The sequence below is a fragment of the Sphingomonas endophytica genome (assembly GCF_014199415.1).
GTDB classification, from domain to species: Bacteria; Pseudomonadota; Alphaproteobacteria; order Sphingomonadales; family Sphingomonadaceae; genus Sphingomonas; species Sphingomonas endophytica.
This window is the reverse complement of the sequence record NZ_JACIJN010000006.1, coordinates 259,726-275,540: the sequence shown is the minus strand read 5'-3', so window position 1 is coordinate 275,540 and position 15,815 is coordinate 259,726. Positions and strand designations below refer to the sequence as shown.

The window sequence follows — 15,815 nt, the reverse complement described above, 5'->3', positions numbered from 1 at the left end:
AACCATCTCACACACACACACACACACAACGGCCCCGTCTCCAACGAGACGGGGCCGTCGTGCGTTCGATACCCGCCAAAAACGCACAGCCCGCGATACCCAGACCGCGTTGTGCGCCTTACTAAAGAACCTCCGCCCCCAACCTCCCCCGCGCCACCTCAACGATAACCTCCCATCGTCACCTTCAGCACCTGCGGGCGGTCGACAAGGTTGATCCCATAGTCGGTTTGATCGCCGTTCCAGATACGCGAGGTTACCCAGCGTCCCTTGTCGAACGCGCCTTCTTCCACGCGCAGCATCATCGCGCCGGGTGCCTTCTCTGCCGCCTCGATCTCGATGCGGACATGATCGCCGACGATCAGAAATTCGTCGGGGGAGAGTTGCGCGACCGCCACCCCGCCGACCGGCTCCTTCGCCCATGGCGCCGGCTCGGCCTTGAGCCACGTCCAGTTCCGCATCCCGAACTGCCACTCGCCCCAGGACGCCTTGATCGTCCACATCCCCATCCGGGTCGTTTGGACCGCGCCATCGTCGGGCTTGGCGACACCCCAGGTCGGCCGCGCATAGGCGATCCGCGCCCAGTCGCGCATGATCGAGCCGAACATGCCATAAGCGAGCGTCAGCGGCGCGAGCGTCGCGTCGCTCAAATCGCGCGCGCCGAGCGGGAAGTTAAAATAGCCGCTTTCGTCGGTTCCGAACGGCGCATAGCCGATCGCGCCCCGTCCAAGCGCGGCGTAGACGTAGCGATGGAAGTCACGCGCATTGCCGACTTCCGGCACCATCAGCGCGTTGTCGGCGCGTGCATATTGGTCGAGATAGGAAGTGGCGTTGGCGCTTTTGCGGTCATAGATGTCGGGTGCGGCGAAATCGACGTGCGGTGCCGCGACCTTCCAGATGTCGATTACATCCTGCTGCGGGCCGCCGCTCGCGACGCCGTCCGGATCGGGGACGTTCGACGGGCCTGCGAGCGCGGCATTGACGTACATCGGCAACGGCTTGACCGCCTTCCCCGCTGCGGCGATCGCGTCGACGTACGAGGCGACATACCAGGTGTTGAAGGCACGGTCGGCCTGCGCGCCAAACACCTGCGTCCAGGTTCCGCTCCGGCCGACCCGCCTGGCGAGCGCGGCCGGGATGGCTTTGGCGAACAGCGCATTGCCGATGCCCGAATAATCGCGCGGGTTGCGGTAGCTGCCGGTCTCGTTTTCCGGCTGCACCATGATGACGGTATGCTGCGGATCATGGTCGCGCAGATATTCCATGACCTTGACGAATGCGGCCCGATCGGCGGTCAGCGTCGCTGCCCCATGCGGGCTAAGCACGCCGTGATCGCTGCCATCGCGCTTCTTCATGCGTGGGAAGCGGCGGTTGTCGAGCTTGACCCAGTCCGGGGTGTAGCCGGGTGAGGTGTTCTTCCATGTTCCGAACCACAGCAGCACCACGCGCTTGTCGTGCGCGCGCGCCTGATCAAGCAATTGCTGGAGGAAGGAGAGGTCGAAGCGGCCTTCCTGCGGTTCGACCTGCTGCCACGCGATCGGCACCTCGACGGTATTGGCGTGGATGCGATCGAGCACCGGCCATGCTGTCTTGAGCGCTTCGGGATAGTTGCTCGAATTGTTGACCTGCCCGCCGAGGATCGTGAACGGTGCGCCGTCGACGATCAGGGCATGTCGGCCGTTCCGGCTCTCCAGCCGCGGAACGTCCGCCGCGGCGACAGTCGCCGTCGCGAGCAGCAGCCCTGTGGCAATGGTGGTACGTCCGATCATGTCCTCTCCCCGTCACCCCGAACAGGGTCGACTTTTGCGGCGGATCATCCTGTTGCAAAGGAATGGTAGCGCTACGAACGTCGAGCGCAACGGGGAGCGGGTGATGATCGAGCACGCGGACCGGGCCCTGACGAGGCGCACGTGGCGGATCGCGCAGTGCGACCCTGACGTCGGACGACGCCGCAGGGCGGTTGCGTGCATCGGGCAAGTTGCCGACCGGGCAGGATGCGGCGCGGTTGGTGCAGGTGGTTAAGTAAGCGGGGGATCGTCGCCCCAAGCCTGAACCGGGGCGACGAACTTGGTTCAGCGCCCGTGCCCGCCCGCGCCGTCGATCGACCATTCCCATAGGCCGGCACCCGGCGTCGCCAGGGTGAGCCGCAGATAGCGCGTGTCGACCGGATGGCGAAGCGTCACCGGAGACCCTTGATGCTCGCCTGGCGCGAGCAACGGGGTCCACGTCTTTCCGTCACGTGAGGCCGCCACGGCATAAGTGTAGCGGCGTGTGGCAAATTCCGGGCGCAGCCGGCTGCCGTTCACGCGTCGGACGCTGCCGAGGTCGGCGACGATCGTCCCGCTCCCATCCGGGCGCGCGCGCCACAGCGTCGCGTAATTGTCGTCGGCCGCCTTGGCGGCAGCGCGATCGCCGATCGGCGTCCACGTCAGCCCGTGATCGCGCGCCGCGGCGAAGCCAGCCACTTGGCTGCCGTGCGTCGGCCGCACGCGCGCCAGCGTGCCATCGGCCTCGACCGTCAACGGATCGACCGCAACCTGCCGCAGGACCGCATCGCCCGGCTGCGGCCATGGCAGCGCTTGCCGATGATAGAGGATGTAGCTCTGCCCTTGCGAGCGGAACACGGCATGATGGCCGGGGCTGATGATGTCGCGCGCGGCGTCGGTCTGAAGCAGCGGGCTGTTCGGCGCCTCGTGAAACGGACCGAACGGGCTCGGCCCGATCGCATAGCGGACCTTGTAGGTGTCCTTGGTGGTGTTGCCGTCGCTATAGGTCAGCAGATAGCGGCCGTGCGCCTTCATCATGAAGGGACCCTCGAAGTAATTCTCCGGAGTGACGTCGCGCGGGGTGCCGTCGAACGTGACCATGTCTGGCTTGAGCTTGACGACGAAGCAATGGCCGTTGGTCCAGTTCAGCCCCGAGCCCCAATAGAGATAGGCCTGCCCGTCATCGTCAACGAACGCCTCGGCGTCGATCATGTGGTAGGCGGGGGCGAAGTCACGCGCGATCAGCGGCTTGCCGCCGTTGGCGTCGCGCCACGGCCCGGCCGGGGATGGCGCGGTGCCGACCCATACCTCGCTACCGACCGAGGCGTACATATACCAGCGGCCGTTCGGCGCGCGGACCACCGATGGCGCCCACACCTTCGAGTCGCCCGACGTGGGGCTGGTCGCGGCCGCCTTGGTCGGCCAATCGGGGGTGGAGAACCGCCAGTCGCGGCCGTTCTCGGACGTCCACAGGCCGAGCCGGTCGTCGCCCCAGGGATCGATCGTCGCGAAAATATACCAGCGGTTGCCGTCCCGGACGATTGAGGGATCGGCGAAATAGCCGGGCAGCAACGGATTGCCGGCGCCGGGCGCATCCCAGCGTGCGGGTTCGTCGGCGGCGAGCGTCAGCGGGGCGGCGAGCAGCAGCAGCGCGGGGGCCCAGCGGCGTCGGCGTGAGGTCAGGTAGGGCATGGCAGGTCCTTTCCGCCGTCGCGGCGCAGGATGAGCGTGACGACCGCGCGCGCGGGGGCAAGCGTCCCGGGCGCGCAGGCGGCACGGTGGTTGGCATCGGTGACGACCATCTGCGTCGTCCAGCCGGCGGGCACCGCCAGCCGCCGCGGGGTGACGCCGGGGTTGACGTGGACGAGCGTCAACCGCCGGCCGTCCGGAGACAGCGCGCCGATCGTGTCAAGATCGTCGACGGGGACCAGCCGGTCACCAGGGCGGATGTAGCGGCTGAACTGCGCCATCGCCCAGTATTTCTGCGTGACGTGGATCGCATGAGGGACGTTGGCCGGCCCGCGCAGGTCGGCCTTGACCAGCCCCCAGTTACTGCCCTTCGCGCCATCGGTGGTGCTGAGCGTCTCGACCGCCTGCCAGAAGACCCAGGCGGCGGGCTCCAGCCGCTTCATATCGAGCACGATATGTTCGGCCATCGCCAGCGGCGAGGCCATGCCCGCGAAATCCTCCGGATCCTTGTCGAGCGGCGCGTCATTCTCGCTCATCCACAGCCGGATGCCCGCCGCCCACGCGGCGTCGCGCACGCCGGTCTGATGGATGGTGCCATAGCTGTGGACGTTGAGCTGCCCGATCCGCGCGCGCGTTGCAGCGGGATAGGCCGCCCAATCGGCGAGGAAGAGCACCGAATTGGTCTCGTCCGGCGCGGCGACGACCGTCTTCAGCCCCTGCGCTTTCAGCGCAGCATCGGTGGCGTCGATCATCGCGGCCTGTCGCGCCGGGCTCCAGTGTGCGCCTTCCTGCTTGTTGGCGGCGAACCAGTAATCGGTGTTGGGCTCGTTGACCGGCGAGAGCGTGCGAAAGGTGATGCGGTGGCGCTGCTGCAATTCGGCGACGCTGCGGGCGAGATAGGTCGCGAACGCCTTCTCTAAGCCGGGCCGCAGGTTGTCGTCGCTGGCCTTCTCGGCCCCCGACACCCGGCCAGAGACGGTCATGAACCACGGCGGCGAGTTGGAGAAGGCCTCGAAGATCGGCGCTGCCACACGGTCGCGGATCGCGTCGAGCCACCAGCGCTGGCGCTGATCCTGCGACCAGTCCCACATCGCGGGATCGTCGGCGCGCCACCAGTCACGCCCCTGCGTCCCCGCCGGCTGCTGCCAGAAGCCCGGCACCGCACCGCCGGGGCGCAGGTACGGCGGCGTGCCCGCGGCATTGCCACCACCGATATTGTAGCGCGCGATCGTCCAGCCGAGCCCGTCCTTGCCGTAGAAGAGATCGGCGAGCCGCCGACGCTCGGCATCCGGCCAGCCGCCGGTCACGTCGGCGAACCACGCCAGCGCGGTGCCCCAGCCCTCGAAGGTGGTTGTCGGTCGATCGACCGACGGGCGCAAGGTGACGGTGACGGCGCGCTCCTGCGCGGCGGCGGGGGCCGCAAGTCCGGCTAGCGGCAAGGCTGCCATCAACAATCGACCAGGAACAGCCCTTCTCCCGCTTTTTGTATTACAATAGCGAGGCGGTCTGCACGGTCAAGGAAGACCGATGACGTGCGCTCCTCCGTCGCTCCGCTCGCGATCCGGACGCGACGGAGGCGGGGAGCCCCGGATCAGGTCAGGCGCGACGACGCGAGGAGATCTGATCGGCGCTAGAAGCGGTAATCGTAATCCTCGTACGGACCGCCATCCTCGTCGCGCGGCGGTCCGCGCTCTTCCGGATAGCGCTCCACCGGGACGCGCTGACGGGGCAGCGGAGGCTCCGGCAATTCGACCCCCAGCTCGCGCAGCCGGTCGACCGCATCCTCGATCGACGGCTGCGCGCCGTCGATCACGCGCCCGAAGCGATCGACCGCTTCCTCCATATTGTCGAGCGGCGCGCCCATCTCGTCCGCCTCCGGTTCGACGACGACCGGAATGTGCAACGCGGACATCATGAACTGCCGCCAGATCTGCGCGGGAATGCCGCCGCCGTGGAGGCCGGGATTGGGCGAGCTGTCGTCCTTGCCGACCCAGACCCCGACGACGAGATTGCCCGCAAAGCCGATGAACCAGCCGTCGCGCCCGCCCTGGCTGGTGCCGGTCTTGCCGAAGGCATCGACAGGCAGGTTGGCGTCACGCCCGGTGCCGCGGATCGACGAGCCGAGCAGCGAGCGCATCTCGTCGCGCACCTTCCCCGGCATCGCGGTGTCGCTCCCCGCGATCTTCTCATACCAACTCGCGCTGCGGTTGCCCTCGACCCCGCGCGGCGTGACCGGATAGCGGCCGTTGGCGATTGCGGCATAGGCGCCGGTCAATTCGAGCAACGAGACTTCGGCGGTGCCGAGCCCGATCGTCGCCTCGTTGGGGATCGGCGTGGTGATGCCCAGATCGCGCGCGGTCTTGATGACGTTGCGCACGCCGACCTCCTGCGTCAGCCGCGCGGCGACGACGTTCGAGGAACGCGCGAACGCGCGGCGCAGCGTGATCGGGCCGAGATAACGGCCGTCGTCGTTGCGCGGCTTCCACCCGGCGATCTCGACCGGCGAATCGTCGCGAATGTCATCGGGGGTCAGCCCGGCGCGCAACGCGGCGAGATAGACGAACAGCTTGAAGGTCGAGCCCGGCTGGCGCTTCGCCTGGACGGCACGGTTGAAGGCGCTGGTCTTGTAATCGCGCCCGCCGACCATCGCGACCACCTCGCCATCCGGGCGCATCGCGACCACCGCCGCCTGCAGCCCGCGTAAGCTCGCCTGCCGGACGACGCGTTCGGCGGTCGATTGCAGCCCGCGGTCGAGCGTGGTCTTTACGGTCGCCTCGGTGCCCGAATCGCCCGCGACCTCGCGCGCGGTGGGGAGCACCCAGTCGGCGAAATAGGTGCCGGTCGGCAAAGTGTCGGCGCGGGCGGCGAGCACGCGCTGCGGCTGGACGGTGGCTGCTTCGGCCTTGGTGAGGAAGCCGGCATCCACCATCGCGCCGACCACCACCGCCTGCCGCGCGCGCGCGCCCTTCAGGTTGCCGGTGGGCGCGAGCCGCGACGGCGCCTTGACCAGACCCGCCAGCATCGCCGCCTGCCCGACGTTGAGCTTCTGCGGGGTACGGCCGAAATAATGTTTCGACGCCGCGGTGATGCCGTAGACGTTGTCGCCGAAATAGACGTTCGACAGATAGCGCGAGAGAATCTCGTCCTTGCTGAGCCATGCCTCCAGCCAGAAGGCGATCATCACCTCGCGGATCTTGCGCGCGGCGGTGCGATCCGAATCGAGGAAGGCGTTCTTCGCCAGTTGCTGCGTGATCGTCGAGCCGCCCTGTCGCACCCCGCCAGAGCCCACGTTCGCCCAGGCGGCGCGTGCGATCCCGCGCGGGTCAATGCCCCAGTGCGAGTAGAAGCGGCGGTCCTCGATCGCGAGGAACGCCTCGCGGACATGCGGGGGCAGCGTGCTGGCGTCGACCGGCGTGCCGATGATCGCGCCACGCCGCGCGATCGGCGTGCCGTCGGCGGCGGTCAGCGTGATCGACGGCGGGGTCGGTGGCTTGAGCGAGCGCGACAAGGGCGCGGTCACCGCCAGCCAGATGACCGCGAGCACGAACAGCACGATCGATGCCGCCAGCCCGCGGATGATCCACTTGCCCCATGCGATGCGGCGCCATCGCGGCGGCGGATCGCCGCCGTCGTCATAGCGCGGTGGTTCGTAGGAGGAGGCGGCGTCGTGCGCGTGCTCGTGCCACGCACCGAACGACGGCAGCGGCTCCGGCGGAGCGCCGGGCGTATCGCCGCGTGCGTGGTTGTAGCGGACGCGGCCGGTGTCGTAGGGGTCGGGGCGCATGGCTGTTGGTGTCTTACGCTGATATAACAGTTGTCGCAAGCCTCGCCCGCGTGAACCAAGGATAGCCAAATGCAGGATGATGCGAAAGGCGCGCCCGCGCCGCTGGTGGTGGGGATCGGAGGCACGATCGGCGGCGTGTCGTCGACCGAGCGCGCGCTGAGGATCGCGCTGGGCGAGGCGGCGGCGCAGGGCTTCCGCACCCAGATGTTCGGCGGTGCCGACATGGCGCGGCTGCCGCTCTACGACCCGCGCGCAACCTCGCGCACGCCGGAGGAGCAGGCGTTCGTGGAAGCGGTGCGGAATGCCTCGGCGGTCATCATTTCAAGCCCCGGCTATCACGGCAGCATCTCGGGCGTGGTGAAGAACGCGCTGGATCTGCTGGAGGAAACCGCGCGCGACTCGCGGCCGTACCTTGCCGACATGCCGGTCGGGCTGATCGCCACCGCTTATGGCTGGCAGGCGACAGGCTCGACGATCGCGGCCTTGCGCTCGATCGTCCATGCGCTGCGCGGCTGGCCGACGCCGTTCGCGGCGGCGATCAACACGCAGGTGACCCGGTTCGACGACGAGGGCGGGGCGAGCGACCCGGCGGTGGTCGAGCAATTGCGGCTGATCGGGCGGCAGGTCGCCCGCTTCGCGCCGCTGTCGGGCGGCGTGGCGGCATGACGAACGCGGTGCGGCCGCGGCGGAGCGCCTTGTTCCTGCCCGCGTCGAATGCGCGCGCGATCGAGAAGGCGCGGACCTTGCCGTGCGACGTGGTGATCCTCGACCTGGAGGATGCGGTCGCACCGGCGCAGAAGGAGGCCGCGCGTGCGGCGGCGGTCGCCGCGATCCGCGACGGCGGGTTCGGCGCGCGCGAGCTGGCGGTGCGGGCGAATGCGCTCGATACCCCATGGGGCGCCGACGATCTGATGGCGCTCGGTGAGGCGGCGCCGGATGCGGTGGTGCTGCCCAAGCTGGAAGATGCAGCGACCTTGTCACGGGCGCGGGCGGCGTTGGGCGACCGGCCGGCGTTATGGGCGATGATCGAGACCTGTGCGGGGGTTCTCGCGCTCCCCGCGATCGTCGCTGCCGCCGCCGATCATGGGCTGACCGCGCTGGTAGCGGGCACCAACGATTTGGCGCGGGAGTTGCGTTGCCGGGCCGGGCCGGACCGCATGCCGTTGCTGCCCGCGCTGGGGCAGATCGTGCTGGCTGCGCGCGCCGCGGGGCTGGTGGCGCTCGACGGGGTCATCAACACGCTCGACGATCAGGCGGCGATCGCGGCGGAATGCGCGCAGGCGCGAGCCTATGGCTTCGACGGCAAGACGTTGATCCATCCCGCCCAGATCGCGGCGGCGAACGATGCGTTCGGACCGGCCGATGCCGAGGTCGCCGCGGCGCGAACGTTGACGGCCGCGTTCGACGGGCGCGAGGATGAGGGGGCCATTCGCGTCGACGGGCGGATGGTCGAGCGATTGCATCTGGAAGAGGCGCGGCGCGTGCTCGCGCTGGCCGAGGCGATCGCTGCGCGAGATCGGCCGCCCTTGTCGCACCCGAATGAACGGGACGACACTTACTTCCGGCAATAACCCTCGCCGGACTTGACGATCAGGCAGTCTTTCTTTCCCGCCAGCCACTTGAGACCGGTCGCGTCGCCATTGCCCGGCACCGCGGTCTCGGCGATGCCGTTGCGCATGAAGCGCAGCCCTTCGGCGGTGACCGACCCGTGGAACGTGCCGCGGTGATCGAGGTCCCACTGCATGTCGAGCGTCACGCCCCCCGCCTCGCGCCGGGTGACGTCGAGGAACGTTCCCTCCACCCCGATCCAGCGCCCCAGATACCGTTCCTCCAGCGCGGCAGTGGCGGCGGGCTCGAGCGCATTGTCGCGGAGCTGCCCACCGCCCGGCCCGTCGCGCGGCGGGGCGAGCGGACCGACGCGTTCGGTCGGCGTCGCGCTGGGCGACGGGTCGGGCGCCGGCTGCGCGCAGGCGGCGAGGGCGAGCGGGACGGCGAGGAGGAACGGGCGCTTCGTCATGGTACATCAACCAGCAAGGGCGGGGCCGCGTTCCGGGTAGCTTTGGCGCGCATGGATCGCTAGAGCGCGGCGATCCAGTCCTTTCGGGAGTCGATCCTTGCGTATCGCCATCGCCTGCGACCATGCCGCCGTCCAGTTGAAGGACGAACTGCGCGAGTGGCTGAAGGGCGAGGGGCATGAGGTACGCGACCTGGGCACCCATGACGATTCCAGCGTCGACTATCCCGATTACGGCCGCCGGCTTGCCGACACGCTCGCCGCCGGCGAGGCGGAGCGCGGCATCGCGTTGTGCGGTTCGGGGATCGGGATCATGATCGCCGCCAACCGCAACCCGGCGGTGCGCTGCGCCCTGGTGAACGAGCCGCTGTCGGCGGCGCTGGCGCGCAGCCACAATGACGCCAACGCGATCGCGATGGGCGCGCGGCTGATCGGCACCGAAATGGCGCGCGCCTGTGTACGCGCCTTTCTTTCCACGGATTTCCTCGGCGGGCGCCATGCCGCGCGCGTCGACATGCTCAAGGAGCCCGCATGAGCACCAACCCGACCTCGCTTTCCGACATCCAGCCGGATGGTTTCTTCACCCGCGGCCTCGCCGACGCCGATGCGGCGGTGTTCGCCGGTGTCGAGCATGAACTGACCCGCGAGCAGACGCAGATCGAGCTGATCGCGTCGGAGAATATCGTCAGCCGCGCCGTGCTGGAGGCGCAAGGCTCGGTGTTCACGAACAAATATGCCGAGGGCTATCCCGGCAAGCGTTACTATCAGGGCTGCCACCCGTCCGACGAGGTGGAGCAGCTCGCGATCGATCGCGCCAAGCAGCTCTTCAACTGCGGGTTCGTCAACGTCCAGCCGCATTCGGGCGCGCAGGCGAACGGCGCGGTGATGCTCGCGCTGGTCAAGCCCGGCGACACGATCATGGGGCTCAGCCTCGACGCGGGCGGGCACCTGACGCACGGCGCGCGTGCCGCAATGAGCGGCAAATGGTTCAACGCCGTGCAATACGGTGTCGCGTCGGACACGCATCTCATCGATTATGATGCCGTCGAAAAGCAGGCGGTGGAGACGCAGCCGAAGCTGATCATCGCCGGTGGCTCGGCGTACCCGCGTCACATCGATTTCGCGCGCTTCCGCGCGATCGCCGACAAGGTCGGCGCGTTCTTCATGGTCGACATGGCGCATTTCGCCGGGCTGGTCGCGGGCGGCGTCCACCCGACACCGTTCGGCCATGCGCATGTCGTCACCACCACCACGCACAAGACGCTCCGCGGCCCGCGAGGCGGCATGGTGCTGACCGACGACGAGGCGATCGCGAAGAAGATCAACTCGGCGGTGTTCCCGGGGCTGCAGGGCGGGCCGCTGATGCACGTCGTCGCCGCCAAGGCGGTGGCGTTCGGCGAGGCGCTGCGGCCCGAGTTCAAGAGCTATGCCGCGGCGGTGGTCGAGAACGCCAAGGTGCTGGCGGCGACGCTCAAGGAGCGCGGCGCGGATCTCGTGTCGGGCGGGACCGATACGCATCTGGCGCTGGTCGATCTCACCCCGCTCGGCATCACCGGCCGCGACGCGGACGAGGCGCTGGAGCGCGCCGGGATCACCTGCAACAAGAACGGCATTCCCAACGATCCGCTGCCCCCGGTCAAGACAAGCGGCATTCGCGTCGGCTCGCCCGCCGGCACGACGCGCGGGTTCGGCACCGCCGAGTTCCGCGAAATCGGCAACATGGTCGCCGACGTGCTCGACGGGCTGCGCGAGAAGGGCGAGGCCGGCGACGCCACCGTCGAGGCGAACGTGCGGGAACGTGTTCGCGCGCTATGCGCTCGGTTCCCGATCTACAGCTAAGGAGAACGAGCGGTGGCCGATTTCGACAACAAGGTGAACGAAGTGCGCGGCACGGTGAAGAGCACGCCGGGTCTGGGCAAGAGCATGGCGAAGTGGAGCGCGCTGGGCGCGGTCGTCGCCATTCCGCTGCCGGTGGTCGGGCCGATCTTCGGCGCGATCGCGGGCGCGGCCTGGGCCTATCACAAGGGCACCAAGAACAAGTGAACCGCTGAATGCGCTGCCCCTTCTGTGGTCACGACGCCAGCCAGGTGAAGGACAGCCGCCCCACCGACGATGGGGCGGCAATCCGGCGGCGGCGGCAATGCGAGGGCTGCGCCGCGCGCTTCACCACCTTTGAGCGCATCCAGTTGCGCGATCTGACGGTGGTGAAGAGCGAGTCGCGACGCGAGCCGTTCGATCGCGAAAAGTTGCTGCGCTCGATCTCGATCGCCGCGCGCAAGCGGCCGGTCGAGCCGGTGCGGCTGGAGAAGCTGGTCAGCGGCATCCAGCGGCAGCTGGAAACGAGCGGCGAGGCCGAGGTGTCGGCCAAGCGGATCGGCGAGATGGTGATGGACGGGCTCAAGGGGCTCGATTCGGTCGCCTATATCCGCTTCGCCAGCGTCTATCGCGACTTCAGCGAGGCGCGCGACTTCGAGGAATTCGCGGGCAGCGTCGAGGAAGCGGGGCGGGGCTAGGCGGGAATTTGACATCCCCACCGTTCGTCCTGAGGAGAGGCTGAGCTTGTCGAAGCCTCGTCTCGAAGGACCTGCCCCGCGTGAGTTACTACACCTATCTCCTGCGCTGCGCCGACGGCAGCTATTATGTCGGGCATAGCGACGATCTCGAGGCGCGGATCGGCGCGCATCAGGCCGGCGCGCTGCCCGGCTATACGCAAAATCGACGCCCGGTCGAGCTGCTCTGGTCGCAGGACTTTCCCACGCGGGATGAGGCACTCGGCGCCGAGCAGCAGATCAAGGGCTGGTCACGTGCCAAGAAGGAGGCGCTCGTGCGGGGTGATTGGGAAGCGATCCGATCGCTTGCGCGCCGGGCGGTCCTTCGAGACGAGGCTTCGACAGGCTCAGCCTCTCCTCAGGACGAACGGATTGAGGGAGAGGAAGGGGCGGGCGGCGTCTCGACTGGGGAAGCTGACGCTGACTCAGCCGCTCCGCAGGACGAACGGATTGGGGGAGAGAAGCCCTCCGCCCAGGCCCCCGTCATCGTGCTCGTCCGCCCGCAATTGGGTGAGAACATCGGCAAGGCGGCGCGCGCGATGCTCAACTTCGGGCTGGTCGAGCTGCGGCTGGTCGCGCCGCGTGACGGCTGGCCCAATCCGCAGGCCGGGCCGGCGGCATCCGGGGCGGACATCGTGCTGGAACGTGCGCAGGTGTTCGAGACGGTTGCCGAAGCGGTCGCCGATTGCGCGCACGTCTATGCGACGACGGTGCGCAAGCGTGGCGTGACCAAGCCGGTCGTGACCCCGGCCGAAGCGGCGCAGACGATCCACGCTGCCCCGGGGCGATCGGCGATCCTGTTCGGGCCCGAGCGATCGGGGTTGGAAACCGACGATGTCGCGGTGGCACGGACGATCATCACGGTGCCGATCAACCCCGAATTCGGCAGCCTCAATCTGGCGCAGGCGGTGATCCTCGTCGCCTATGAATGGTCGAAGGGGCAGGCACTGGCGAGCCCGCCGGCGGTCGATGCCGATCCGCCCGCGCCGCAGGTCGAGCTGGACGGGATGATCGCGCAGCTCGACGCGTTGCTCGACGACGGCGGCTATTTCTTCCCGCCCGATCGCACCCCCACGACGCGGCGGATGCTGCGGACGTTGCTGACCAAACCGGGCTGGTCGAGCCAGGAGGTGCGAACGGTGCGCGGCATCTTGTCATCGCTGGTGCCGAAGCGGCCGCGCGGCGGCTGATCTCAGTCGATCTCGGGTGACGGCCGGCGCCCGTCGCAATAGGCGCTCGTTGGATCGCGCAGCGACAGGCCCGCGGCACCCGCGCGCTGGATGATGAGGCGGATCGAGCCGTGCTTCGCGCTGTTCGTTTCGTCCGGGCCGCCGCAGTGCCGCAGGCAGTCGGGGGAAACGAGCAGCCCGCCAACGGTGCGTTTGTACGGGCCACCCTCGCTGGTCAGCGGTGCGATGCGACGCCGGACCGTCGTGTCGGGGGTGGAGAGCGCGCGCGCGACCTGCGCGACGCGCACCGCATGGCGCGGCAGCAATCGCGGCGCGCCGTCGAACCCGCTGAGTGCGCGATCGGCCTTGAGCGCGTGATAATTGGCGTGCAGCACGACGGAGAAGATCGCCAGGTCGAGCGGCTCGGCGCAGAGCAGGCGGTTGGCCTCGACCAGTGCAAGGAACAGGTCGACCGCCGCGCAGACGCCATCGGTCAGCGCCAGACGTCGCGGATGGGAGGGCGGCACCGGCCCGACAGGGATCGCACCTTGCGCGACCGCGTCGGCGATCAACCGGACGAAACAGTCATGCGCGTAGCGAAGCTGCTGCCAATTGTCGGCACGCGCCCAGAACGCCTCGGACAGGGTAACGCCATTGCGCGTCCGCTCGCATACGCGCTGGTCGAGCAGCGCGCAGATATGTCGGCGCACCGTTTCGAACGGTCGTCCCAGCGACATAGCGGCGGAGTGGACCGAGATCGTGCCCCTGCGTTCCGGTTGCGAAAGGCTGGTCCGCAACAACAGGCAGAAGACCATAAATCGGTCGATGTTGCCGCTGAAGTAACGAAGGCCGGTCATGCTCAAGCTGCTGTGAAATTCAGCCAGCAAGGCGGCGAGCGGCGGTATGAGGCTGTCCTGCCGGGCAGGAGGGCGAATATTCGTCAGAGTGGCAACGTTCTGCAGCGCGGCCGTGTAGTTCGGCACGATACCCATCCTCCCTGAGGCGCCTATCCACTGCGCGCCTGCCTAGCCGTATGCAGTAACAAGACTGTAACCGAAGGCGGTCCTAAAACATGCGGATACGGCAAACGGATCGGCACGGCGTGAGAAAGGACGGCATGCCCTGAGGCAAGTTCTTGTTACTACGCATATCCTTTCACAATGCGATCGGTTCATGGTGAACAGTGGTTATCCGTTTTGCGACAGCCATGGTTCAACAGGACCGACCCACTTTGGTCTTCTACTGACCTCATAGTCGGATATCAGGGAGGATGGTCGAAAGTATACTATTATCTGATTAAAATATGTTGGTTGATGCCGCGGTAGCGTGGAAGCCGCCGCGGCAATGGTGATTATTCAGCGGGTTGCGTGAGCGGCGCCACCGGCAGCGCACGACCGGCGAGCGCGGCGTCGAGCGCCGGCCGGTCGAGTTTGCCCTCCCAGCGCGCGACGACGATCGCGGCCACGGCGTTGCCGACGAAGTTGGTGAGGCTGCGACACTCGCTCATGAAGCGGTCGACGCCGAGGATCAGCGCCATGCCGGCGACGGGCACGGTCGGGACGATCGACAGCGTCGCCGCCAGCGTGATGAACCCGGCACCAGTGACCCCGGCCGCGCCTTTCGACGACAGCATCGCGACGCCGAGCAGCAGGAGTTGCTGGCCAATCGACAGGTCGACGTTGCAGGCCTGCGCGATGAACAGCGCCGCCAGCGTCATGTAGATGTTGGTGCCGTCGAGGTTGAACGAATAGCCGGTCGGCACGACCAGCCCGACCACGCCGCGGTCGCAGCCGGCGGCCTCCAGCTTGGTCAGCAGTCCTGGCAGCGCCGGCTCCGAGGAGGAGGTGCCGAGCACCAGCAGCAGCTCGCCCTTGAGATAGGCGATCAGGCGCAGGATCGAGAAGCCGTGCAGCCGCGCGACGATGCCGAGAATCCCGAACACGAACAGCGCCGAGGTCAGGTAGAAGGTCGCGACCAGCCCGCCGAGGTTGACGAGGCTGCCGACGCCATATTTCCCGACGGTAAAGGCGATCGCACCAAAGGCGCCGAGCGGGGCGACGCGCATCAGGATCGCGACGACGCGGAAGACGACGATGTTCAGCCGCTCGACGAGATCGAGGATCGGCGCGGCAGGGGCGCCGACGAGGCTGAGCGCGACGCCGAACAGGATCGCGACGAGCAGCACCTGCAGGATGTTCCCCTGCGTCAGCGCCGAGATCAGCGTGTCGGGAATGATGTTGAGCAGGAAGCCGGTCAGGGTGGTGTCATGCGCCTTGGCGGCATAGTCGGCGACCGCCCCGGTATCGAGCGTGGCGGGGTTGATGTTCATGCCCGCGCCCGGCTGGATGACATTGGCGACGATCATCCCGACGATCAGCGCGAGTGTGGAGAAGAAGAAGAAGTATCCGAACGCCTTGCCCGCGACGCGCCCGACCGCGCGCAGCTCGCTCAGTCCCGCGATCCCGCTGACCAGCGTCAGGAAGATGACGGGGGCGATCACCATCTTGACCAGCTTGATGAAGCCATCGCCGAGCGGCTTCAGCGCCGCGCCGAGCTGCGGGTAGAAGTGCCCGACGATCGCGCCGACGACGATCGCGATCAGGACCTGGACGTAGAGATGGTGGTGAAGGCGGCGCGGGCCCTCGGCCTCGGGCGGAATGACGGTGCTGTGCATAACCTCTCCTCGCGTCCGCAAGCAGCGGACGTCTTGGGCGAGAGGCTAACGCGGATCGCGTTCGCGGCGAAGCATCCTCTCTCCTAGAGTTAAGATGCTGAAAACAGACATTTAAAACGAAATAGTAGAGGTCGGTAGGCCTTGGGTGTGCGGATCGCCGCCAGCGCGCGCTG

Annotated in this window: 14 protein-coding genes; 7 read left to right on the top strand and 7 right to left on the bottom strand. The window is 68.0% G+C overall.

Features of this window, described 5'->3' with window-relative positions; genetic code table 11:
- Positions 1–158: 158 nt before the first annotated feature.
- The 4 genes from FHS97_RS11085 to FHS97_RS11070 form a co-directional block, all read right to left on the bottom strand.
- A complete protein-coding gene (locus tag FHS97_RS11085; protein ID WP_184037227.1) occupies positions 159–1,766 on the bottom strand; it encodes a DUF5597 domain-containing protein in 1,608 nt (535 codons plus the stop codon).
- A gap of 303 nt (positions 1,767–2,069) precedes the next feature.
- Entirely contained in the window at positions 2,070–3,455 is a 1,386-nt protein-coding gene (locus FHS97_RS11080) for a family 43 glycosylhydrolase (RefSeq protein WP_184037225.1), read from the bottom strand.
- A complete protein-coding gene (locus FHS97_RS11075; RefSeq protein WP_184037223.1) occupies positions 3,443–4,900 on the bottom strand; it encodes a glycoside hydrolase in 1,458 nt (485 codons plus the stop codon). Before FHS97_RS11075 ends, FHS97_RS11080 begins: the two co-directional genes overlap by 13 nt.
- Before the next feature lie 182 nt (positions 4,901–5,082).
- Positions 5,083–7,236 (bottom strand): transglycosylase domain-containing protein, encoded by a 2,154-nt coding sequence (locus tag FHS97_RS11070; protein WP_184037221.1) that lies wholly within the window; start codon positions 7,234–7,236, stop codon positions 5,083–5,085.
- A gap of 69 nt (positions 7,237–7,305) precedes the next feature.
- Here FHS97_RS11070 and FHS97_RS11065 point away from each other — a divergent pair, with 69 nt between their 5' ends.
- Positions 7,306–7,902, top strand: coding sequence for an NADPH-dependent FMN reductase (locus tag FHS97_RS11065; protein WP_184037219.1), 597 nt, complete (start codon positions 7,306–7,308; stop codon positions 7,900–7,902).
- Positions 7,899–8,807 (top strand): HpcH/HpaI aldolase/citrate lyase family protein, encoded by a 909-nt coding sequence (locus FHS97_RS11060; protein WP_184037217.1) that lies wholly within the window; start codon positions 7,899–7,901, stop codon positions 8,805–8,807. The genes FHS97_RS11065 and FHS97_RS11060 overlap by 4 nt, the downstream gene beginning before the upstream one ends.
- Here FHS97_RS11060 and FHS97_RS11055 read toward each other — a convergent pair.
- Complete coding sequence (locus FHS97_RS11055) at positions 8,792–9,253, bottom strand: hypothetical protein (protein ID WP_184037215.1); 462 nt, start codon at positions 9,251–9,253, stop codon at positions 8,792–8,794. The two genes, FHS97_RS11060 and FHS97_RS11055, sit on opposite strands and share 16 nt — an antisense overlap.
- Before the next feature lie 97 nt (positions 9,254–9,350).
- On the opposite strand from FHS97_RS11055, the gene rpiB reads away from it, so the two are divergent.
- The 5 genes from rpiB to FHS97_RS11030 all read left to right on the top strand — a co-directional run bounded on the left by rpiB (position 9,351) and on the right by FHS97_RS11030 (position 12,989).
- Positions 9,351–9,785 carry a ribose 5-phosphate isomerase B gene (rpiB, locus tag FHS97_RS11050; protein WP_184037211.1) on the top strand — a complete coding sequence of 145 codons (435 nt, stop codon included), beginning with the start codon at positions 9,351–9,353 and terminating at the stop codon, positions 9,783–9,785.
- A complete protein-coding gene (gene glyA / locus FHS97_RS11045; protein WP_184037209.1) occupies positions 9,782–11,089 on the top strand; it encodes a serine hydroxymethyltransferase in 1,308 nt (435 codons plus the stop codon). Before rpiB ends, glyA begins: the two co-directional genes overlap by 4 nt.
- A gap of 12 nt (positions 11,090–11,101) precedes the next feature.
- The gene (locus FHS97_RS11040) at positions 11,102–11,293 is read left to right on the top strand and encodes a hypothetical protein (protein ID WP_184037207.1); all 192 of its coding nucleotides are present in this window, start codon (positions 11,102–11,104) and stop codon (positions 11,291–11,293) included.
- An 8-nt stretch (positions 11,294–11,301) separates the two neighbouring features.
- Positions 11,302–11,763, top strand: coding sequence for a transcriptional regulator NrdR (gene nrdR / locus FHS97_RS11035; RefSeq protein ID WP_184037205.1), 462 nt, complete (start codon positions 11,302–11,304; stop codon positions 11,761–11,763).
- An 80-nt stretch (positions 11,764–11,843) separates the two neighbouring features.
- Positions 11,844–12,989: a TrmH family RNA methyltransferase gene (locus FHS97_RS11030; protein WP_184037203.1), complete on the top strand. Its 1,146-nt coding sequence runs from the start codon at positions 11,844–11,846 to the stop codon at positions 12,987–12,989.
- A 2-nt stretch (positions 12,990–12,991) separates the two neighbouring features.
- Here FHS97_RS11030 and FHS97_RS11025 read toward each other — a convergent pair whose 3' ends face one another.
- Positions 12,992–13,825, bottom strand: coding sequence for a hypothetical protein (locus FHS97_RS11025; protein WP_184037200.1), 834 nt, complete (start codon positions 13,823–13,825; stop codon positions 12,992–12,994).
- A gap of 494 nt (positions 13,826–14,319) precedes the next feature.
- Positions 14,320–15,642: a dicarboxylate/amino acid:cation symporter gene (locus FHS97_RS11020; RefSeq protein WP_184037198.1), complete on the bottom strand. Its 1,323-nt coding sequence runs from the start codon at positions 15,640–15,642 to the stop codon at positions 14,320–14,322.
- Positions 15,643–15,815: the final 173 nt, after the last annotated feature.

Bases quoted from the DNA above. Each gene is read 5' to 3' on its own strand.
- FHS97_RS11085 (WP_184037227.1), bottom strand. From the start codon at position 1,766: ATGATCGGACGTACCACCATTGCCACAGGGCTGCTGCTCGCGACGGCG.
- FHS97_RS11080 (WP_184037225.1), bottom strand. From the start codon at position 3,455: ATGCCCTACCTGACCTCACGCCGACGCCGCTGGGCCCCCGCGCTGCTG.
- FHS97_RS11075 (WP_184037223.1), bottom strand. From the start codon at position 4,900: ATGGCAGCCTTGCCGCTAGCCGGACTTGCGGCCCCCGCCGCCGCGCAG.
- FHS97_RS11070 (WP_184037221.1), bottom strand. From the start codon at position 7,236: ATGCGCCCCGACCCCTACGACACCGGCCGCGTCCGCTACAACCACGCA.
- FHS97_RS11065 (WP_184037219.1), top strand. From the start codon at position 7,306: ATGCAGGATGATGCGAAAGGCGCGCCCGCGCCGCTGGTGGTGGGGATC.
- FHS97_RS11060 (WP_184037217.1), top strand. From the start codon at position 7,899: ATGACGAACGCGGTGCGGCCGCGGCGGAGCGCCTTGTTCCTGCCCGCG.
- FHS97_RS11055 (WP_184037215.1), bottom strand. From the start codon at position 9,253: ATGACGAAGCGCCCGTTCCTCCTCGCCGTCCCGCTCGCCCTCGCCGCC.
- glyA (WP_184037209.1), top strand. From the start codon at position 9,782: ATGAGCACCAACCCGACCTCGCTTTCCGACATCCAGCCGGATGGTTTC.
- nrdR (WP_184037205.1), top strand. From the start codon at position 11,302: ATGCGCTGCCCCTTCTGTGGTCACGACGCCAGCCAGGTGAAGGACAGC.
- FHS97_RS11025 (WP_184037200.1), bottom strand. From the start codon at position 13,825: ATGACCGGCCTTCGTTACTTCAGCGGCAACATCGACCGATTTATGGTC.
- FHS97_RS11020 (WP_184037198.1), bottom strand. From the start codon at position 15,642: ATGCACAGCACCGTCATTCCGCCCGAGGCCGAGGGCCCGCGCCGCCTT.